Here is a 19,995-nt window from a genome sequence, read left to right as displayed (position 1 = left end):
CTATATGCATATTAAGTTTAAAAATAAGATTTCTGCTTAAAGCAGGAAAAAGTGTTTATTCCATTAATATATAAAAAGATATGACGTCTTTGATCATGGTGACAAGCAGAGGCCCTTATTCATATGAAAGGGGTAGAACTGGAACAGTAAAAAAATTTAATGTTGGAGGCGTTGCAACAGGATTAAAGGCAGTGATGGAGAAATATGGAGGAGTCTGGGTGTTCTGGGGAGATGGTTCCATGGACAAGGAGCATCTTGACGAAATGGATGGAAATTACAGAATAAAAAGAATAATGCTGGATCTTAAGGAGAGAAGAGGGTATTATGATGCATATTCAAACAGTACACTCTGGCCTCTTTTTCATTACTTCAGGGAGAAAATAAAGTACAATTCATCCTCATTCAAGGACTATAAAAGAGTGAATAGGAAGTTCTGTGACGAGGTATTGAGCACAATAGAGGATAAGGCTCAGGTGATCTGGATACATGATTATCAACTTTCATTACTCCCGGGAATGCTCAGGGAAAGAGGTGTAGAAAACAAAATAATATTTACTTGGCATATACCATGGGTGTCATCGGAATTTTACTCCAATTTACCTGAGAGGAATGAAATAGTGAGAAGTATTTCAATGTCAGACTCCGTCACGTTCCATACGGAAGAATATGTTAAAAACTTTAAAGAGTCCTATTTCAGGATAGTGGGCAGAGATAAAAATATAGAAAATAAAGTTCATGCTATTCCATTGGGAATAGATTTTATGGATTTTCAAAATTTTAATGAAAAGAAAGAAAATTTAAAGGGTCAAATGAGAATAATATTTTCCATAGATCGGCTGGATTATACGAAGGGATTAATTCAGAGGCTTCTTGCCATTGAACATTTTATTATAAATTATCCTGAATTTAAAGGTAAGTTTACATATGTAATGATAGTGACACCAAGCAGATCAAATATAGAAGGATACGCTGAACTTAAGGATGAACTTGAAAAAAATGTTGGGAGAATAAATGGACTTTATGGAAGTGTGGAGTGGGTACCAATCATATACATGTATAGAAAAATAAACAGGAGGCAGCTTCTTTCATACTATTCAAGCTGTGACATAGCACTGATCACTCCTCTAAAGGATGGCCTAAACCTGGTTGCTGAGGAATTTATAGCTTCAACAAAAAATGGAGTTCTAATAATATCTGAATTCACAGGTGTTAGCAACTATTTGGATGGAGTTTTAAAGGTGAATCCAAACTCACCTGAAGATGTTGCTGAAAAGATTTGGAGAGCAATGCATATGGATGATTCTGAAAGACAGGAAAGATTGCAGTCCATGAAAAAATTTTTAAAGAGACATGATTATGAGTGGTGGGTAAAAAAGGTGCTCAGCACAGTGGGAATTAAAGATGTTAATTTATAATATCTTAAAAGAGTATTTAACCGATGACACAGTATTTTTTATTGATTATGACGGAACCCTGGTAAATTTATCAAATGATCCTGAGAAAACATTTCTTGATGAGAATGGAAAAAAACTGCTTTTCCTTCTTGATAAAAAATACAAACTATACATAGTTTCAGGGAGAACAATAGAGGATCTTAATAAATTTATTGACCTTGATTTAAATTACATAGGTTTACATGGTGCCGTATTAAAAATGAAGGGAAAAGAACCGGAATACCTAATCGATAAGAATGAATATGCAAAAATTGCAGAGGAAATAATTGAAAAATCGAAATTTATAAATGATCCTTGTCTAAGGATTTATAACAAAGGGCTCGCTGTTGTTTTCCACTTTGGTAATTGCAAGGAAAACAGTATTACTGAAATTAAAAAGTTCATAGATAATTTAATTGTTAATTATGAAGATAGAATGGAGGTTTACAACGGAATAAATCTTTACGAAATAAGACCGAGAGGGATAAATAAAGGTCTTACAATAAAGAGGCTTTTAAATAAGGAAAAATGTGTAATAGCAGGGGATGAGAAGACAGATGAGGATGCATTCATTCAATGCAATAATTGCCTGACAATAAAGGTGGGTAGTGGCCATACTTCTGCCATGTTAAGGGTCAGTACTCCCGAGGAGTTTAAAAAAATATTGTGGGAACTTGTATCATAAACCCATCACATCATAAACATCCAGGCGTCTTGATTTTAGAACTGGTACTGTTTTTCTGTATTCTTCAATTAATTTTAGATCGATTGATGCATTTATTATGCCCTCTTCATCTCCAAGACTCTCCATTATGGTTCCATCAGGAGAAATTATCATTGAGTTCCCGACAAATTCTTCACCCGGCTGGTTACAGGCAACCACGAAAACCCCGTTTTCCATTGCCCTTGCTCTTAGTAGTGTTGACCATGTTTCCTTCTTCCCTTTTCCAGAATAAAATGCTGCATTTACAAATATTATGTTTGCTCCCTGAAGTGCATATCTTCTTGAAAGTTCAGGGAACCTGATATCATAACAAATCTCCATTGCAGATTTTACCCCCCTCACCATAAACGTATCTGGATCTCTCATTCCCTTCTCAAACAGGGAACTCTCCCTGTAACCATAACTATCGAAAAGATGAAGTTTAGAATATGTTCCTGAAATCATACCAAATTCATTTATGTAAACTGATGTGTTAAATGGTTTTTCAGCCTTACCTCTTCTCTCCGTAAAGTTGATAATTATTCCAGTTTTTTTTTCAAAGGCGGCCTTCTTTATAGTGGAAATAAATTCACCATCCATTTCCTCTGATATATCATTTATTTTTTTTGGATTTGAATAGTCTGGTTTGAACATTGAATACTCTGGAAATATAATTAAGTCTGTATTTTTTCCATGGTTTTCCACAACTTCAGTTATCTTAGAAAGGTTTTCTTTGACGTCACTTACAGTTTTAATCTGAGCCAGAGTAATTTTCATAGATAATTGTTCATCCATATTACCGTTTCCTCATTGATTTTAGAATTATATTTTTTTTCATAATATCATTGCCTATAGATTTAGCTTCTCTGGCAGATATGTATCCGTTACAAAATTTAAACCATATTTCGCAAGTGCCTGCTGCTCTGCCTTTTTTCCTATCTTTAACATTGTCTCTATTTCTGAAATCCAGAATTCAGAGTTGAATCTCGGATCGGAAAGTTCTGCCTTAAGTGCTGCAATATCCTTATCATTCAATTTGTCCGTTGGCAGGTCATAATTGAGTATATCTGATGCTGAAATACCCACAAATTCTGCTGTTGGAACTGCGAGCCACTGTGAAATGTGGGCTGTTTTTATTGCTCCATATGCGATGGAACCAAATATTCTAAATGACCAGGGATCGCCATCTGTGAATACATATACTGGGAGATTGAGTTCCTCGTTCATTCTTTTAAGCAGCCTTCTTGTACTCCTTGCAGGTTGTCCTTTTAGATGTACTAAAATTGTATCATAATTTTCATCAAACTTGTTTTCAACAAGCCTATCAAACATTCCTCCCGTTTCAAGTGCCAGTATTCTTTTTGCATTATGAGATACAAACCTGAGTTTTTCATTCTCTACGTTATAAGGTATTGTGTAACCGGCGTCTCCAACATCATCCTTGCAATTAATTTTTTTAAATTCATTCTTCCTGTTTTTTTCCTCTATTGTTATGTCTCCGATAATACTTGCTCCATTCTCTTCAGGTCTGAGATGAAAATCCTCTCTCATAAGATTGGTTATTATCTCCATGTCCTCTGTCAGCATATTTGATTCGTCCTGGGTCTGAAATTTAAAATCGGCCCATCCTTCTGATATATAATACATCTCTCTTAATGTTGATGATTTATTCTGTGAAAGCATCTCATTTATAAAATCAATGGTGTAAAGATATTTCGCTATAAACATTGCTCCGTCAATTTTTTTTGAAGATCTGGTTGTTAACTGTTCTCCATATTTCCAAACTCCGTAAAAATCATCCATCACTATATTTTCCTTTGTCCTTGATTTAAGGCTTATTTCCGGAGGTAGTCCTTCCTTAAGCATATTGTATATTTTCAAAACCTCATTTTTTAAGGTTTCCTGAATATCAACCTTCTCATTCATTTTTCTCACCTTTTTTTACATCCCAATCTGCAGGGAGTTCATCTGCACCCTGGATGAATACTGGATTTATTCCCGTAAAATAGTACTCTGCTCCAGGATACTCTTTTATTGAAGTTTCAATGGTAACATCTATCCTCTCAGAGTTCGCCGGCTTTAAATTGCTGATTGTATAGTCATTTTCAAAATCAGGGAATACAATCTTTAGTTTGAACGATACCGGTTCCGATCTGTAATTGAATATTTCAGTTATTGAAAGAGTCTTTCCCTCACGATTTTCAATTCTCTCCTGGATGAATACAACATTTGCAATGGCACTCATTACACTGTTTATATCAGGTTCCGGTAATTTTAGAATTTCTGAACACTTTTTTGAAATCTGTGGGATTATTGTGTTTACGAGTCTGAATCTTTCACCCATCTTCCTGTTTCTCTCAACCCTGTTATTGAATTTTCTTAACTGTCTAAGCTGACCTTTTATGACATCCTTAATTTCCTCAACAATTTCATCAACCTGAGCTATTGCCTCCTTTGATTCAGAGGTGTAAGGTATCTTCGGTCCAAAAACGTGCACAAGAATGATTGCAGGCCCTATTGGAATCCCCTTTCCCAATTTTTGATCAAAATTATATGGCCTCCAGTCTAAATCCCCAATGGCCTTTGTTATTGCGCATGATCCAGCCTGAAACAATAGAGGGACCTTATTAGCATATCTCACCACCCTTATCTGTTCCATTGCCTCAAGTTCTCCACCATAGACCATTACCGCTTCAACTGAAAACGGATTTCCCTTGTATATCCTGACCTTTCCTCTCGTTGGTTTACCAAAAAAGGCAGGTCTGAGATCATCGTATTGTGAATATACTCCAAGTCTTAGAAAATTTTCACCAATTGGAGAAATTGAATCCGGGGGAGGAGGTAAAATTTGAACTTTGTAGAATGACTGAAGTATTTTTTCCCCTTCTTCTCTTGTGATACTGGAAGACTTTTTGTCCACGGGTATTCCAGAATTCTCAAGTATTTTTTCTGCAGTTCCCATACTCATTCGGGAGAAACCCTGAAAAAGGGTTTTGTTTATAGGTTCGTCTCCACCTGAATAAATTATATCCAGTAGCTCCCCAAGTTCTATTCCATGGGGATGAGGTTTCATCACTTTAGGAGGCTCCGGAGCCTCTTCAGTTTTTCTTTCCCATATTTTATACGTTCCGTCAGGTGCATTAAATGTAATTCTTGCATCTGGATTTATTATAGATATCTGGTTTAAATATTCAAAAACTGACTGCTTCCCTGAAATATATTTACCCTTAGCTTTTATTTTTATAGATGTGCCGTTTTCCCTGTCCCAAATATATGGTTCTTCATTTTTAATATCGGCTTCATTGCTTTTTACATTAATTCCCAACACTATTCTGTAGGCAGTAAGATCGCCATTTCTTTTTGTAATGATTTCACTTGGTTCTCCAGTGGTTATCTGTCCGTAAAGAACGGCAGCAGTAATCCCAATACCCTGTTGACCTCTGCTCTGTCTGATTACATGAAATCTTGACCCATATAAGAGTGAGCCGAATACCTTTGGAACCTCCTTTCTTTCTATCCCCGGACCATTATCCTGCACCGTTATCTCATACACATCATCTCTTATCTTTTCTATATTTACGCTGATATCTGGAAGTATACCAGATTCCTCACAAGCATCAAGTGAATTATCAACCGCCTCCTTAACTATCATGAAAAGTGATTTTTGTGGTGAGTCAAAACCCAGCATATGCCTGTTTTTTTCAAAGAATTCTGAAATAGATGTCTGCCTGTACTTTTCAACTTTTTTCTGCTGAGCCATTGATTACATAAAGGTAATTTTTATTTAAACGTTAAAATGAATGCAAAACTTAAAAATGATTGGAAAATAAATTTTAATATTAACCATTTATTGGATTACATTAATTTTACCCTGAATTTAGAAAAGAATGATATTTAGTTTTAAAAAAACATGGATTGGTTTTCAATTCATTATATAAGTTTTTATACAAAACATATTAAATTGATTAATAATACATGCTATTATGGAAAATGGAAATATCAAGAATAAAGATGCAGATATTGAAGACGATCAAAACGTAAGAGTTATTCTACCAAACAAGAAAAAAGGTGAGATGTTTGGAATTGTGGAAAAACTTTCTGGAGGGAATCATCTGACTGTTATGTGTGAGGATGGTTATACTAGGTTTTCCAGAATTCCAGGAAAAATGAAAAAAAGGATGTGGATAAGGGAGAATGATCTGGTTATCGTTAAACCATGGCAAATACAGAATGAAAAGGCTGATATTGTTTACAGGTATACTCAGACACAGGTGAATAACCTGAGCAGAAACGGGATGCTTCCTGAGATCATAAACATATTTAAATGATAAATTATGGAAAAAGACGAGCAAAGTGCTTTAAAGAAACTCATTGAAATGGATGAATTCAGATTCTCAGAGAGTTTGGATAAAAAAACAGAATCACTTGTTTTTGACAGAAGGACTGTTTCTACTGTTTATGAAATGATGAAACAGTGGAATATACGAATGATTGATTTTCCAATATCAACTGGGAAGGAGGCCAGTGTTTTCAGGGCATCTGGAAATGGTAAGTTTTACATATTCAAGATATACAAGACTGCAACACTCAAATTCAATAAGATTTATGATTACATTAATGGTGACCCAAGATTTGAGAATGAGAAAAAATCCAGGAATAATATAATCAATATTTGGGTAAGAAAAGAGTTTGTAAATCTTAGGACTGCAAGGGAAGGGAAGGTTAATGTCCCGGAACCATTCAAGGCTTTCAGGAATGTAATAATGATGTCATATGTAGGTACAAGTAAAAAAGCAGCTCCTATCCTCAAGGATGTAAAAAAAGATGTTGAACAATATTTTTTTTCTGCAATTGACCAGTACATAAAACTTGTTTTTAAATGCGGAATAGTTCATGCAGACCTAAGCGAATATAACATATTATGCCACAGAAAAAAGGCATATCTAATAGATCTTGGCCAGGGATTGTCAATAAAGCATCCAAATGCAAAATATTTCTATGAGAGAGATATTATTAATATGAAAAATTTTGCAAGAAAAAATGAAATAGATTTGAAGGAAAACACTTTCCCAAAATTTGAGGAAGCCATGTTTACCGGTGATGAAGATGGGAGATAGGAATATCACGGTTATAAGAATACCAAAGGAAAGAATTGGAGTTCTTGTTGGTAAAAATGGAGAGGTAAAGAGAGCCATAGAGGAGAAAAGTGGGACATTTCTCACCATAGATTCGGAGCAGGGAGATGTTATAATAGGAGAAAATCCAGAAGACGCACTTCTTTCACTGAGAACCACAGAGGTTGTAAAAGCAATAGGAAGAGGATTCAATCCTGAAAAGGCAATGAAGCTTTTTAATGAAAATTATGAACTGATAGTGATTTCTCTTAGGGATATAGCAAAGAAAGGATCTAATAGAATAAATGAGATAAAAGGCAGAATAATAGGAAGAGAGGGAAAAACAAGAAGAATAATAGAAGAAATAACTGAGACGGATGTGTGCATTTATGGTGATACGGTTGGCGTTATAGGTGATTTTATCTCAATAAGGTATTCTCTTCAGGCACTACAGATGCTCATTGGTGGAAAAAAACACAGGACGGTTTACAGCTTCCTGGAAAGCAAGGCAAAAGAGCTAAGAGAGCAGAAATTTGCTGCGGAATTTGGAGATTAATTAATATCCACTAGTTTTTTTATTAGTAAGGTGAAATCACTCTCCCCTTCCATTATGATGTTCTTATAGCCCAATAGTTCCAAAGTTTCACGGGTTGGCCTTCCTATTGCCACTACACGTGATTTCAAATATCTGGACTCTGTGTTTTTTTTAAATACTTTCACCTGTAGGCTTGAACTAAAAATAAATATGGTATCATCGGGATCAAAGTTATTCAATTTCCCATGGACATCCAGCTCCTCATAACAATAAATATTGTAAGAAAAAAAAGGTATTGATCTTGAACTAAGTTCATTGTCAATAATTTTATTATGGATTTCGCTTCTCAGTAGGAATAATCTTTTGTAAATTTCCCTCTTATCCAATATTAGTTCAACAAGACCCCTAGAATCCTTAATGTCAGGGATCATCACTTTCAATCCTTTTTTTATCAATGGTTCTGCAGTCTTATCCCCTATGGCAAAAAAAAATAAACCATGGGTTTCACCATTGAATCTTTCTGTGAAATCTCTGCTTCCCTCTGAACTTGTGAAAACAAGTGCATCTCCTGGTCTTAAATTCAAAGAGTTATAATTGAAATTGTTTTTCCTTATTTTCACAAGAGGAATGTTAATTATGTCTGAATAGGAAATGATCTTTTCTGAGGGTCTGAAAGAAACAATTTTTACCATTTTAATCCTTCCAGAAATGATTTAGCTTCGTTCACTGCATTTTCCATTGAATCTACAATAGTCTTTTTAAAACCTACTTTTCCATTCCTTTCAAGAAACATGTATAATATCTTTTTTTCAGGCTCGTAGAGTATACCTGATGGTTCACTGCAACCTGAGGCAATTAATTTTCCGATCTCCCTCTCAATATTAAATCGTTCTCTTGCAAGTTTATCTTCAGCCAAAATAATTTTCTTTTTCGTCAGCTCATTCGTATCTTTTCTGGAAACAACAGCTATCATACCCTGATTTGGACTTGGAACTGATATCTCTGGCCTAAGTACCTCAAAATCTTCATTAATATTCAAGCGTTTAATGGCAGCTTCCGAAAGAACAATGCAATCATATTGTCCATCCTTTAGCTTTTTTATTCTGGTCTCTATGTTTCCCCTTAAATTTTTAATTATACATTTTCTGTAAATAAGCTTCATCAATGCCTCCCTTCTTGGAGATGAAGTTCCTATTACCGGATTTTCAATATAATCAAAATTACTATTCTTTATCAAAACGTCATGATAATATTTCCAGTCAAAAACTGCCGATACTTCAAGCTCTTCTGGTATTATAGAAGGAAGGTCCTTGGCACTATGAACAGCACAATCCAGATAACCGGATATGACCATTTCATTTAATCTAGAAGTGAAAATGCCTGTACCACCGTAATCTCTCAAAGATCCTTCCGTGTTAATATCACCAGCACTTTCAACACCTATTATATCATTTTTGCCACCAGTGATTGATGAGAATAATTCAGCCTGAATCATTGCAAGGTTACTTTTCCTTGATCCAATCCTCATTCATGTCATACTCCATAACATAGGCCATCTTAAAAATTGCCGACTCAACCTCCTCAGGTGTGTGAGAAAAACCTATAAAGGATGCCTCAAAAGGTCCAGGAGAAAGAAATATCCCCTTTCTTATGCAATGCCTGAAGAATTTCATGAATTTTTCCCTGTCTGAAGAGGCTGCTGTTGAGTAATCTGTTATGTTTGTGCTGTTAAAAAATGGAGTGAACATGTTGTAAAATCTATTAATCTTCAAGCCAATATCACTGTATGCACCCAGCTTATCCTCGATCCATGAAGCCATTTTGAATGTGTAATCATAATCCTTTCGCCTCAGAAAGTTAAGTGTGGAAATTCCATAGGCCATTGTGTAAGGGTTTCCAGAGAAAGTTCCTGCTTCATATATGTTCCCTTCCGGTGATATCTTTTTCATTATTTCTGCCCTGCCTCCAAATAGACCTACTGGCATTCCTCCTCCTATTATCTTTCCTAATGTAATTATATCTGGAATGACACCCTCCATATCTGAGTAAATTCCAAATTTGAATCTGAAACCTGTTATAACTTCATCCATTATCAGCAAAGCACCATATTGATCACATATCTCCCTCAAAAATTTTAGGAATCCAGGTTTGGGGGGGATTACCCCCATGTTTCCAAAAACAGGTTCTGTTATTACAGCCGCTATTTCATTTCCAAATTTTTTAAAAATTTCTGATATGCTTTCCTCGTGGTTGAATTCTCCCACAAGCACTGTATTTGATATTTCCTTAGGAATTCCTGCACTTGTTGGAACTCCAAAATTTTCTGCCCCACTTCCGGCGTTTACCAGAAGATAGTCGTGTGCACCATGGTAACCTCCATTCATTTTTAGTATGTATTTTCTATTGGTATATCCCCTTGCCAGACGAATTGCATGCATCGTTGCTTCTGTTCCTGAATTAGTGAACCTCATCATTTCAATTGAAGGTGCAGCCTTATTTATGATCTGTCCAAGCTCAACCTCAAGTTCTGATGGAACGCCCTCAGGAACTGACCTCGATATGTATGAAAATGTTTCCTCAACTATTTCAGAATTTGAATATCCGGCTATAATGGCACCGAATCCAGTATTAAAATCCAGATATTCATTTCCGTCTACATCAAAAAGCCTTGATCCATTAGCACTTGAAAAATAAATCGGATAAGGTTTATAATATCTTACAGGTGAATTAACACCTGAGGGAAATAAATTCTTTGCTTTATTAAAAATTTCCTCTGATTTCACATTACTAAATTTCAACCACTCTTTTATTTTTTTCAATTTTTTAATTCTCTGATACCTGAAAATTAAAAATTTTAAATATAGTTTATATTTTTATTATTTATAAAAATTATGATTTCTTATTAAAATATCTGAAATTCTAATCCTAAACTATGACGTATGAAATTATTATTTTTTACTATGAAAATATTTAATTTTATCTCAAAATACGTTTGCATTAAGTTGAGTATCACTTGATAATATGAGAAGAAAAAGAAAAATGTTTGAATTTTATCAATTTAAATTTCACTTTTTTCATAAAAATTAATTCTTTTTATTTAAAAGCACGTTAAGAAATTCAAATCCATAAGAATGTTGTTGAAAATTACTATTAATTCACAAGTCAATTAAACTTTAACATAAAATATTTCATTTAATAACAACTTTTGTTAAAAATATGAAAAATCATTTAAAATTAATATCAATCAGTGATTGTGAGCTCGATAAATCTGGTGAGTTTTTTAAAATCAACTCTCAATGAGAAGGATTACAAAAAAGGATGGCATAAAATTGGTGATGCCATAATTTTTCCTGAAAATTTTAAAAACTCATTAGAAATTGGCGACAATATTGTTAAAACTGGCCTGGCTGGCCAAGTATATGTGAAACTTGAAAAAATTGAAGGTAGGGAAAGAAAACCTTCACTTTTATTGATAGGTGGTAATCCACACATCACTTATTATAAAGAAAACGGAATTTACTATGCAATTAACCCTACTAAAGTTATGATCAGCAAGGGGAATATAAATGAAAGAGCATACCCCACAAAAAAATTGGAAAAAATTACCAGTATCCTTGATCTATTTTCCGGCATAGGATACTTTACATTTCCGTTACTAAAGAAGTTTTCAGATGCAAAGGCAACCTGTGTAGATATAAACGCTGAGGCTTTGAAATTCCTTAAACTTGGAGCAGAAAAGAATGGCTTTGCCAAAAGAGTTAGTATTAAATGCCAAGACGCAAGGAAATACAAGGGTCCAGATATTTACGATTTGATATTAATGGGAAATTTCAAATCCATGAATTATTTACATTCTGCAATAAAGAATTCAAGGGAAGGAACAATGATTAATTTGCACGTCCTGAGTGATACCGGTGGTATCCAGGGCCTCACAGATCAGATATTTTTAAGGTTCAGGGAGATGGGCGCCTTAATTGACATCATGGATTTCCATAAAGTTAAGTCCTATTCACCCCACATGTGGCATTATTCTATTATTATAGAGATAATTAAATTAATCTGATTATAAGAAAATTTATAGAACATAAAGGAATACAATAATGAAAATATAAATGAATAATGGTGGAAATAAGTATAGAGGGAGAAATTTTAACAACAGAAAATATGATAGAAGAGATAACAGATATGATAATCAGGAAGAGCGCAAAAAAAGGGTTAAAAAGCTTGACATGAAAAGAAGTGAGGAGTTTAATTTTATGCTTAATAAGGCACTGACAAACGTAGCTGAAAGCTTGAGAGGTTCACTTGCGGGCAGCATATATTCAATGTCCAGCAGACACGGTATTAACATGGCGAAGGAATTTGTTATAAAAAAGAAAGAAGAGGGTCTCCTTAACGAGGAAAATGTAAGGAAAATAATGAATCTTTTAAATGAATATTCTATTTACAGGTAATGAACCTTGAGGAAAAACTAACTGAAAAAGTCCAGAAATACATAGAGATTGAAAGAAAGGCGCTTGAAGCCATATCAATTCTTCCAGATAATGGAACTTTTTTAAGTGATTTTGGAAAAAATGCCATGGAAATGATTACTGCGTATTATAATGATGCAATTCATTTCAAAGAAAGTGGTGATTTAATAAACGCATTGTCCGCACTTAACTACTCTTACGGCTGGATAGATTGCTGTGCAAGACTTGGGATAATAAGGACAGATAGGGACGGTGAAAAATTTACCCTGTGAGTGAAAAATAGCAAAAAGACTATATATATTTTTAAAATGATCGGAGACCTGATTTCATTAAAGGATGTGGGTATTGATGCCTGAAGAAAAAAATGATGAGAATTTCCAGTACATTGTAAGGATTGGTAACAAAGACCTGAATGGAGAAAGGAACATAGTGTTAGCCCTTTCTGATCTAAAAGGTGTAGGATTACGACTTGCTGAGTCTATAGTGAAAAAGCTTAACTTTGACAAAAGCAAAAAATTGGGAGAACTTTCTGAGGATGAGATTGACGAATTGAGAGATTACATAGAAAGTTACGAGTTAGAGGGATTACCAGATTGGATGAAGAACAACAGAAACGATCCCGTAACAGGAAAATCATTGAATCCTGTGAACAATGATTTGGAGGTACAGATACAAGATAATATTAACCTGATGAAGAAGATCAGGTCTTATAAAGGTATAAGACATGAGACACGACACAAAGTCAGAGGACAGAGAACAAGAAGCAATGGAAGAAAAGGTCTGACTGTGGGAGTTCAGAGAAAGAAGGAGTGATGATTTAACATGGGAGATCCTAAATTTCAGAAGAAATTATACTCAACGCCAAGGCATCCTTGGGAAAAAGTTAGAATTGATGCTGAGAGAGAGATAATAAATAAATATGGTTTAAAGAATAAGAGAGAGCTTTGGAAGAGCGAGACTTTTCTCAAATCAATAAGGGCTCAGGCACGGGACCTTCAGGCTAAAATTAGAAGGAATGATGAAAACGCCATCAAACAGCTGAATCTTCTTGTTAACAGGTTGAACAGATATAAGATTATATCAGGGAATCCTACATTAGACGACATATTGTCATTAAGCATTGAAAATGTACTTGAAAGGAGACTGCAGACAGTTGTTTTTAGAAAAAATATGGCGGTGACAATAAAACAGGCCAGGCAGTTGATAGTTCATGGACATATCAAGATAGGAGATACAAGAGTTACCATACCATCATATATGGTTGAGGAGAAGGATGAGGAAAACATAACATATACAGAAAAATCCCCCTTAAGCGATGAAAAGCATCCGGTGAGGATTTTACTTGAAGGAAAGGAACAGAAAGAAGAGGAGGCTGAGGTAGTTGAATAAGACAGGTATTGCCCATATTTATTCATCCCAGAACAATACAATTATTCTGGTTACAGACCAAACAGGTGCTGAAACATTAGCTAAGGCAACCGGAGGAATGGTTGTAAAAAATGACAGGGAGGAATCAAGTCCATACGCTGCAATGAAGGCAGCGGATCTTGTTTCAGAAAAGCTAAGAGAGAAGGAAATAACAGATCTCATAATCAGGGTAAGAGCGCCAGGTGGAAGCAAATCAAAGATACCCGGACCAGGAGCACAGTCAGCAATCAGGGCACTTTCAAGGGCTGGTTTTAAGATTGTTAGAATTGAAGAGGTCACTCCAATACCCCACGACGGTACAAAGAAAAAAGGCGGAAAGAGGGGAAGGAGAGTCTGAAGATGGAAGAGCCTAAAATAGAGATTATTGAAACTAGGGAAAAATTTTTAAGATTTAAGATTAAAAACATAACTGAGGGAGTTGCAAACGCAATAAGAAGAACTTTAATAAATGACATTCCAAAACTTGCAATTGATAAGGTAATATTCAGACATGGACAGATAAGAGATGCTTCTGGTAACACATATGATTCTTCTCTCCCGTTATTTGATGAAATTGTAGCTCACAGGATTGGTCTTATACCAATAAAATCCGACCTAGGAATGAATTTTAGGGAAGAGTGCCAGTGTGGAGGGAAGGGCTGCTCTCTATGCACAGTTTCATACAATCTAAATAAAACAGGTCCTTGTGAGGTTGTTAGTGGTGACCTCATAGTTTTTGCAGGAAATCCGGAGCTCGTTCCAGCTGACAAAAACATCCCAATAGTAAAGCTGGGCCCAAACCAGGCACTACTCATTTCAGCAGAAGCATATCTCGGAAGGGGTATGGAACATGCAAAATTTCAGGCTACTTCTGGAGTTTCCTATAAATATCACAGAACATATACAATAAACAAAGAGATCCACGGACATGTGGATGAAATTTTAAATCACGGTGGAAAGTCCATAATATCCAGTGATGACAAAAACATAACAGTAACTGATGATTATGGAAACAGAGAATTAAAGAAAATTATTAACATAATTAACAAGGAATCTGTGGATAAAAATGTTGAACCTCCATTGATGAAAGAGGAGAAAAACACGTTTGTTTTTAAATTTGAAACTGACGGCTCTCTTGATCCTCTTGATATACTAAAGTATGCTTTGAAAAGAATACCTGAGAGATTCAATGAACTTGTAGAAACGATGAGTGCTCAGGAATAAAAAAATTGCATATTTTATTATAATTATTTATCATTGTTTTTTTGAATGTTGTCTCTGGAAATTTTTATTGAAACTGGATTACGAATTAAGAAAAAACTTGAGTTAATAACAGACCAGGTTGATAGAACTGGTATAATTGGTATAGGCGCAGATGGTACCGCAACATCAAAACTGGATGAACTATGTGAAAAAGAGATATTCAAAACTATTGAGGAAAAATCGTTCAAAGCGAACATAATAAGTGAGGAGGCAGGTTTTATTGATAGAGGATTTAAAGAAAACCTATACATTGATCCTCTGGATGGCACATTCAACGCGGAGCATAACATTCCAGCATTCACCTTTTCAATAGCATTGGGAAATGAAAATACAAACAGTATAAGAGAATCCATTGTTTATAATCTTGCCACAGGGAATTATTTTCATGCCATCAGAGGTGGAGGAATTTTCAGAAATGGAAAGATTGTGAAGCCATATGCAGAAAGAAGTTATGCGGGTGTAGTTTATTCACTTGAAAATAGTGTGATGGCTGAAAAGCTTGAAAGGACAGTCACAAGAAAAAGAATTATGGGTTGTGCATCATTTGAAATGGCCCTTGTATCAATAAATTCCATTGACTTTGTTGCCTATTTGGGGGAAGGAAAAAAATTAAGAAACATAGATGTTGCCGCAGGTCTACTTCTTATAAGAGAGAGCGGGGGAGAGGTGTATGAACCAGACGGCAGAATATTTTCAATGGAAATGGATGTTAAGGAAAGAAAAAATATGCTTGCAATTGGGAGAAATTACAGGGATGAGCTGGAGATGATCATGAAATGAGGGTTGCTTTTATAATCAAGAAAAACTGCCCAAGATGCGCCAAGATTGTGGAAAGAATTGATGCAATTCTTCCAGAAAACTGGGAAAGAATATATGAGAGAGAACTGTCAAATTACATAAATAGAAATTCTTTTGCTGATCTTGAAAAGATCAAGGCAGATATACTAATAACCATAGGAGGAGATGGTACAGTTCTGCTTGCAGCTCAGAAGGCCGAGGGAGCAATATTGGGCATAAACATGGGTTCCCTAGGATTCCTTAGTGAGGTTGAGATAGGAAGAGTTGAGGAGACCATTTACAGACTTATAAGGGGAGAGCACAGATATGTTGATTTCATGAGGCTTGAGGTCAGCATTAATGGAGAGACCTCAGGATATGCAATGAATGAGGTAACTCTTCACAGCGATCATGTTGCCAAAGTGAGAAATTTCAAGCTCTATCTTGATGGAAATTTTGTGGAAAGAACCAGGGCAGATGGTGTAATTGTTGCCACACCAATAGGATCAACATCCTATTCCCTCAGTGCAGGCGGACCCATAGTAATGCCAGAGACCCAGGCAATGGTTGTATCATATATTGCACCAGTTACCCTGAGAATAAGACCTCTTGTGGTACCCTCAAGCTCACTGCTTCAGATAAAACTTTCTGGAAAAAATCAGCAGTGTAAGCTTATTTTGGATGGACAGAGGGAAATTGATTTTTCTGAAGACGATACCATTACAATAACAAGATCAGTAAAACCTTACAAGTTCATTACACTGAGAAGAGATTTTTATTCAAAATTAAGGGAGAAGTTGCTTAAGGATGTGGTCAATTAGATCTAGGGTGTTGAGCCTTATAATGGAAGCCTCAAAGGATTCCTATCCTAATGAATTTGGGGCCATGTTAAGAGCGGAGGACAAGGTGATATATGAAATAGCGATCCTGCCAGGAACTATTCAGGGGGATCATCACACAATAATGTGGATGGGGGCCAAACCCATTGACTTTTCAATCGTTGGTTCTGTGCATTCCCATCCATCAGGAGTTTTGAGACCATCGGATGAGGATCTTCATATGTTTTCAAATACAGGGCCAGTTCACATAATAGTAGGATGGCCATACAGAATTTCTGATTTTAAGGCTTTTGACAGAAAAGGCCAGCCAATGGATTTAACTGTTATTGGTAAAAAATAATTTTTCTTTTAATCTAGAAAGATGTGAGAAATAAATGATTAGAAGTAAAAAACATGTTAAGCCTGTTAGAAGCTCTATTATCATTATGTAAATAAAAAAATTATTTTCAAAAGATGAGTTTTTTGTAATATTAATGGCATATAACCAGTTCATACCAAACATTGAAAATTCAAGTGGAGAATATATTATTGATTTATAACCTGAAAAACTTATCAGATAAAATAAAATCATAACCATAAGATATATTGAAAGAGAGATCGTTCTTATTTCTCTTTTTTTTATTATATATAGAAATGAACTTAAAAATGATAAAAACAGGGAAATTATTAATGTAAAAAGGGAATATATTATGGAATAGCTTATTGTTGTAGTATAATTAAAATTAAAAATGGGGAAATTAATTTGAGGATTGTATGAATAAAATAGAAATTGAAAAAATATGTAGGAAAATAAAAAATTGAAAATTAATATGGGAATACAACCCACCATGAATGCCATCAATGCCGATTTCAATATTTTCTTTTCCTGAACCCCAAGATTTCCCATAATGTAGAAAGTTCCGAAAAGATCATTTTTTAAAAGTGTAATTTGGAGAAGAAAAAATGAGTATGATATTGATAATAATGAAAATAATGGGACATAATATTGGATAAAATATTTCAACTTTGAAATGTAAAAAAAATGATTTGTAATGAGAGAAAAATAGAAATGTAATACGATTATTGAAAATGAGCATAAGATTGAGTAAATTAATACACTTATAATAAAGAAAAAATCAGAAGTAAAAATTAAAAATGAATTTAAAAAAGAATTTTTAATCTTTAATCGCCTCCCATTACCTTAATCTCAATTCCCAATCTTTCGCATATTTTCATGATTTTCTCTGTTTCATCTGGATTTAATGAACTTTCGAAGAATATCTCAGTGAGTGTTGAATTGCTAATTTTTATTGATTTAATATCACAAATTTTTTCAGTTTTGCTTAAAAATTCCTTAAGCTTCAATTCATCGCAAGAGATTGTTATGGTACTTCCTGCCTTAATTGTAAAACCTTTATCAACTTGTAATTTAAATTCTTCATTTTCGATCTTTATCTTTTTATCCTTTAGAATTAGGCTGTTATCAAAAATGTTGTTTATTTCAGTAATTTCATTGTCACTTGAAAATATGACAGTAATTTTTTCCATTTTCATCAAATGTAATAACTTATTAAAAGAAGATTTTTGAAAAATATTATGATCTGAAATTTCAATATATAAAAAATTTGAACCTGTTATTATTCCAATGTATATTTGAAAAAGAAACCGACTTTTAAAAACTTCCTGAATATCAGAAATGTTAAAATAACTTTTAAGTTCTCTCAATTTTTCAGAATTTTCTTTTGTTTTAACAATGTGCCTAAATTTTAAATCATAAAATTTAGGAAGATTTTGCTCAATTTCATCATCGGTAGAAAAAACACACCACGGAAACGGAATTTGGCTTTCATTTATATCAAATAAATCTAAAATTTTGTAATTTTTATCCTTAAGATACCCTAATAAAATCCTTCTCTTTTCCATTGTTTCCCCATGATAAAAATATATTTTACCAAATTTAAATTTAACACGTAAATTCGAATCGACATTATTTTCTGAACTAATGTTCATTCCATCTCCTCGATTATAGTTTATTAGTCAAATTTTATATTTAAAATATATCAATTTTTTTAAAATATTGACTTTAAGAAAAATTGAGTGCTTGATACTCCAATTTTTTTGAATTTATCAAAATGCGAGGGATGGGATTTGAACCCACGAACCCCTACGGGACAGAATCTTAAGTCCTGCACCTTTGACCATGCTCAGTAACCCTCGCATTCTGAAGGATAATACCTCAGTGTGAATAAATTTTTTTAAGTGAATCGTTCGGTTTTAAATAATCATTAAGCATACTTGATATATGGAATTCCCTGGAAAGTTACCTGAGGATGGAGAAGTTGTGAATTTTGAAATTGAAGAGGAACCTAAGTGGGTGAAGATCAAACTTTCTGACGGATCAGTTATTCAGGTTAAAATGGAAATAATGGCAATTCTAAGGGCAGGAAATGATCCAAATACTGGGTTGCCTGTATACATGATTCAGGCAACCAATATAATCAGGCTAAATCAGGTACCTAAGGAGCTTATCAAAAAAAGTTCTGTACAGAGAGGTGCCGGAAATGATGGGGCAATCTACAGATGAGAAAGAAATAGACAAAATAGATATCACAATAGTGGACATGCTTAAAGAAAACGGAAGAAGATCATTTTGTGACATTGGCAGGGCTTTGGGAATAACAGAGGGGTCTGTAAGATACAGAGTCAGAAAGTTGATAAAAAAAGGGTATCTTAAAAGATTTACGGTGGAGGTTGAAGATAGAACCAGGGATGCAATAGTATTGATTAAATATGAACAGAAGGAAGCATCTTATACATTACCTGCTTTAAAAAGAAGGTTTTCAAGGGTATATGAACTTTCAGGAAAAAACGATATAGCAATACACATAATGTATGAAAGACTTGACGAATTAAACGAAAAGATTGATTTTATCAGATCACTTAAAGGAGTTAAAAACACTGAAACCTTAATAAGATTAAAATGAATAAAAAATCTTTAGATATGGTTAAATATGTTTAATAAATTAAGGCTGTCAGTGATACAAATGGCAGAAGAAAACGTTGTCTACGTAGGAAAAAAACCAACAATGAATTATGTGCTTGCTATAGTGACACAGTTCAACAACAATGTTGACAAAATAGTCATAAAGGCAAGGGGAAAAGCCATAAGTAAGGCTGTTGACATAGCAGAGATAACCAAGAATAAGTTTGTACAGGACATAAAATATTCAAAAATAAACATAGACACTGAAAAAGTAGAAGGAGAGAGAGGAGAATCAAACGTTTCTTCAATTGAGATAACTCTCACAAGATAATTTTTATTTTTGTAATTTTGAGGATTTCGAATAACCACCCTAATTCTGCTATCTTCGTTCTGTAGTTCGTGATTTTCATTGCAATATGAACAATAACAGCATTTTCAAGTTCTATTTATCCAGATTTCCCTTGTATTTCATGTAAATCTTCATAGCTAC

Annotated in this window: 25 protein-coding genes and 1 tRNA gene; 18 read left to right on the top strand and 8 right to left on the bottom strand. The window is 34.2% G+C overall.

Annotated features, from left to right (window positions below; translation table 11 throughout):
• Positions 1 to 80 precede the first annotated feature (80 nt).
• The gene (locus ACNF4Z_RS06625; RefSeq protein ID WP_458328455.1) at positions 81 to 1,415 is read left to right on the top strand and encodes an alpha,alpha-trehalose-phosphate synthase (UDP-forming); all 1,335 of its coding nucleotides are present in this window, start codon (positions 81 to 83) and stop codon (positions 1,413 to 1,415) included.
• The gene (gene otsB / locus ACNF4Z_RS06620) at positions 1,402 to 2,118 is read left to right on the top strand and encodes a trehalose-phosphatase (RefSeq protein WP_458328454.1); all 717 of its coding nucleotides are present in this window, start codon (positions 1,402 to 1,404) and stop codon (positions 2,116 to 2,118) included. The genes ACNF4Z_RS06625 and otsB overlap by 14 nt, the downstream gene beginning before the upstream one ends.
• Here otsB and ACNF4Z_RS06615 read toward each other — a convergent pair.
• From ACNF4Z_RS06615 to ACNF4Z_RS06605, 3 genes are read right to left on the bottom strand one after another with little or no spacing between them, the layout of a single operon-like run.
• Complete coding sequence (locus tag ACNF4Z_RS06615) at positions 2,113 to 2,931, bottom strand: carbon-nitrogen hydrolase family protein (protein ID WP_458328453.1); 819 nt, start codon at positions 2,929 to 2,931, stop codon at positions 2,113 to 2,115. The genes otsB and ACNF4Z_RS06615 overlap by 6 nt on opposite strands.
• A gap of 54 nt (positions 2,932 to 2,985) precedes the next feature.
• On the bottom strand, positions 2,986 to 4,062 hold the full coding sequence (locus ACNF4Z_RS06610) for a DNA topoisomerase IV subunit A (RefSeq protein WP_458328452.1): 1,077 nt from the start codon (positions 4,060 to 4,062) through the stop codon (positions 2,986 to 2,988).
• Positions 4,055 to 5,896 carry a DNA topoisomerase VI subunit B gene (locus tag ACNF4Z_RS06605; protein ID WP_458328451.1) on the bottom strand — a complete coding sequence of 614 codons (1,842 nt, stop codon included), beginning with the start codon at positions 5,894 to 5,896 and terminating at the stop codon, positions 4,055 to 4,057. Before ACNF4Z_RS06605 ends, ACNF4Z_RS06610 begins: the two co-directional genes overlap by 8 nt.
• A 223-nt stretch (positions 5,897 to 6,119) precedes the next feature.
• Between ACNF4Z_RS06605 and eif1A the strand changes: the two genes are divergently transcribed.
• Genes eif1A through ACNF4Z_RS06590 form a run of 3 tightly spaced genes read left to right on the top strand, consistent with a single transcriptional unit; the run spans position 6,120 to position 7,806 of the window.
• Positions 6,120 to 6,464 carry a translation initiation factor eIF-1A gene (gene eif1A / locus ACNF4Z_RS06600; RefSeq protein ID WP_458328450.1) on the top strand — a complete coding sequence of 115 codons (345 nt, stop codon included), beginning with the start codon at positions 6,120 to 6,122 and terminating at the stop codon, positions 6,462 to 6,464.
• A gap of 6 nt (positions 6,465 to 6,470) precedes the next feature.
• Positions 6,471 to 7,253, top strand: coding sequence for a serine protein kinase RIO (locus ACNF4Z_RS06595; RefSeq protein ID WP_458328449.1), 783 nt, complete (start codon positions 6,471 to 6,473; stop codon positions 7,251 to 7,253).
• Positions 7,243 to 7,806, top strand: coding sequence for a KH domain-containing protein (locus ACNF4Z_RS06590; protein WP_458328448.1), 564 nt, complete (start codon positions 7,243 to 7,245; stop codon positions 7,804 to 7,806). The genes ACNF4Z_RS06595 and ACNF4Z_RS06590 overlap by 11 nt, the downstream gene beginning before the upstream one ends.
• Here the strand turns inward: ACNF4Z_RS06590 and ACNF4Z_RS06585 are convergent.
• The 3 genes from ACNF4Z_RS06585 to ACNF4Z_RS06575 are packed head-to-tail and all read right to left on the bottom strand — an operon-like array spanning position 7,803 to position 10,568.
• Complete coding sequence (locus tag ACNF4Z_RS06585; RefSeq protein ID WP_458328447.1) at positions 7,803 to 8,477, bottom strand: uroporphyrinogen-III synthase; 675 nt, start codon at positions 8,475 to 8,477, stop codon at positions 7,803 to 7,805. The genes ACNF4Z_RS06590 and ACNF4Z_RS06585 overlap by 4 nt on opposite strands.
• Positions 8,471 to 9,313, bottom strand: a complete 843-nt coding sequence (gene hemC / locus ACNF4Z_RS06580) for a hydroxymethylbilane synthase (RefSeq protein WP_458328446.1) — start codon at positions 9,311 to 9,313, stop codon at positions 8,471 to 8,473. The genes ACNF4Z_RS06585 and hemC overlap by 7 nt, the downstream gene beginning before the upstream one ends.
• Complete coding sequence (locus tag ACNF4Z_RS06575; protein ID WP_458328445.1) at positions 9,288 to 10,568, bottom strand: aspartate aminotransferase family protein; 1,281 nt, start codon at positions 10,566 to 10,568, stop codon at positions 9,288 to 9,290. Before ACNF4Z_RS06575 ends, hemC begins: the two co-directional genes overlap by 26 nt.
• 470 nt (positions 10,569 to 11,038) lie before the next feature.
• Here ACNF4Z_RS06575 and ACNF4Z_RS06570 point away from each other — a divergent pair, with 470 nt between their 5' ends.
• From ACNF4Z_RS06570 to ACNF4Z_RS06525, 10 genes are all read left to right on the top strand, one after another.
• Positions 11,039 to 11,848 (top strand): methyltransferase domain-containing protein, encoded by an 810-nt coding sequence (locus ACNF4Z_RS06570; RefSeq protein ID WP_458328444.1) that lies wholly within the window; start codon positions 11,039 to 11,041, stop codon positions 11,846 to 11,848.
• Positions 11,849 to 11,897: 49 nt separating this feature from the next.
• A complete protein-coding gene (locus ACNF4Z_RS06565) occupies positions 11,898 to 12,239 on the top strand; it encodes a hypothetical protein (RefSeq protein WP_458328443.1) in 342 nt (113 codons plus the stop codon).
• Positions 12,239 to 12,529, top strand: coding sequence for a DUF357 domain-containing protein (locus ACNF4Z_RS06560; protein WP_458328442.1), 291 nt, complete (start codon positions 12,239 to 12,241; stop codon positions 12,527 to 12,529). The genes ACNF4Z_RS06565 and ACNF4Z_RS06560 overlap by 1 nt, the downstream gene beginning before the upstream one ends.
• A gap of 76 nt (positions 12,530 to 12,605) precedes the next feature.
• Positions 12,606 to 13,070 carry a 30S ribosomal protein S13 gene (locus tag ACNF4Z_RS06555; RefSeq protein WP_458328441.1) on the top strand — a complete coding sequence of 155 codons (465 nt, stop codon included), beginning with the start codon at positions 12,606 to 12,608 and terminating at the stop codon, positions 13,068 to 13,070.
• Positions 13,071 to 13,079: 9 nt separating this feature from the next.
• Positions 13,080 to 13,646: a 30S ribosomal protein S4 gene (locus ACNF4Z_RS06550; RefSeq protein WP_458328440.1), complete on the top strand. Its 567-nt coding sequence runs from the start codon at positions 13,080 to 13,082 to the stop codon at positions 13,644 to 13,646.
• Entirely contained in the window at positions 13,639 to 14,022 is a 384-nt protein-coding gene (locus tag ACNF4Z_RS06545; RefSeq protein WP_458328439.1) for a 30S ribosomal protein S11, read from the top strand. Before ACNF4Z_RS06550 ends, ACNF4Z_RS06545 begins: the two co-directional genes overlap by 8 nt.
• A 2-nt stretch (positions 14,023 to 14,024) precedes the next feature.
• The gene (locus tag ACNF4Z_RS06540) at positions 14,025 to 14,888 is read left to right on the top strand and encodes a DNA-directed RNA polymerase subunit D (protein WP_458328438.1); all 864 of its coding nucleotides are present in this window, start codon (positions 14,025 to 14,027) and stop codon (positions 14,886 to 14,888) included.
• Positions 14,889 to 14,933: 45 nt separating this feature from the next.
• Positions 14,934 to 15,707: an inositol monophosphatase family protein gene (locus ACNF4Z_RS06535; protein ID WP_458328437.1), complete on the top strand. Its 774-nt coding sequence runs from the start codon at positions 14,934 to 14,936 to the stop codon at positions 15,705 to 15,707.
• Entirely contained in the window at positions 15,704 to 16,525 is an 822-nt protein-coding gene (locus ACNF4Z_RS06530) for an NAD(+) kinase (protein ID WP_458328436.1), read from the top strand. Before ACNF4Z_RS06535 ends, ACNF4Z_RS06530 begins: the two co-directional genes overlap by 4 nt.
• Positions 16,512 to 16,883, top strand: coding sequence for a Mov34/MPN/PAD-1 family protein (locus tag ACNF4Z_RS06525; protein ID WP_458328435.1), 372 nt, complete (start codon positions 16,512 to 16,514; stop codon positions 16,881 to 16,883). The genes ACNF4Z_RS06530 and ACNF4Z_RS06525 overlap by 14 nt, the downstream gene beginning before the upstream one ends.
• An 821-nt stretch (positions 16,884 to 17,704) precedes the next feature.
• Here the strand turns inward: ACNF4Z_RS06525 and ACNF4Z_RS06520 are convergent.
• Together ACNF4Z_RS06520 and ACNF4Z_RS06515 are read right to left on the bottom strand one after the other, a co-directional pair.
• Positions 17,705 to 18,532, bottom strand: coding sequence for a hypothetical protein (locus ACNF4Z_RS06520; protein ID WP_458328434.1), 828 nt, complete (start codon positions 18,530 to 18,532; stop codon positions 17,705 to 17,707).
• A gap of 123 nt (positions 18,533 to 18,655) precedes the next feature.
• Positions 18,656 to 18,740, bottom strand: a tRNA-Leu gene (locus ACNF4Z_RS06515).
• An 84-nt stretch (positions 18,741 to 18,824) separates the two neighbouring features.
• On the opposite strand from ACNF4Z_RS06515, the gene ACNF4Z_RS06510 reads away from it, so the two are divergent.
• From ACNF4Z_RS06510 to albA, 3 genes are read left to right on the top strand one after another with little or no spacing between them, the layout of a single operon-like run.
• Positions 18,825 to 19,106 (top strand): hypothetical protein, encoded by a 282-nt coding sequence (locus tag ACNF4Z_RS06510; protein ID WP_458328433.1) that lies wholly within the window; start codon positions 18,825 to 18,827, stop codon positions 19,104 to 19,106.
• On the top strand, positions 19,084 to 19,506 hold the full coding sequence (locus tag ACNF4Z_RS06505) for an Lrp/AsnC family transcriptional regulator (protein WP_458328432.1): 423 nt from the start codon (positions 19,084 to 19,086) through the stop codon (positions 19,504 to 19,506). The genes ACNF4Z_RS06510 and ACNF4Z_RS06505 overlap by 23 nt, the downstream gene beginning before the upstream one ends.
• Before the next feature lie 60 nt (positions 19,507 to 19,566).
• Positions 19,567 to 19,836, top strand: a complete 270-nt coding sequence (gene albA, locus ACNF4Z_RS06500; protein WP_458328431.1) for a DNA-binding protein Alba — start codon at positions 19,567 to 19,569, stop codon at positions 19,834 to 19,836.
• Positions 19,837 to 19,995: the final 159 nt, after the last annotated feature.

Origin of the sequence: Caldiplasma sukawensis, from assembly GCF_052315375.1 — an archaeon.
Lineage (GTDB): Archaea > Thermoplasmatota > Thermoplasmata > Thermoplasmatales > Thermoplasmataceae > Cuniculiplasma.
The sequence above is the reverse complement of the archived record's forward strand: the minus strand, read 5'-3'. Positions and strand labels throughout refer to the sequence as shown.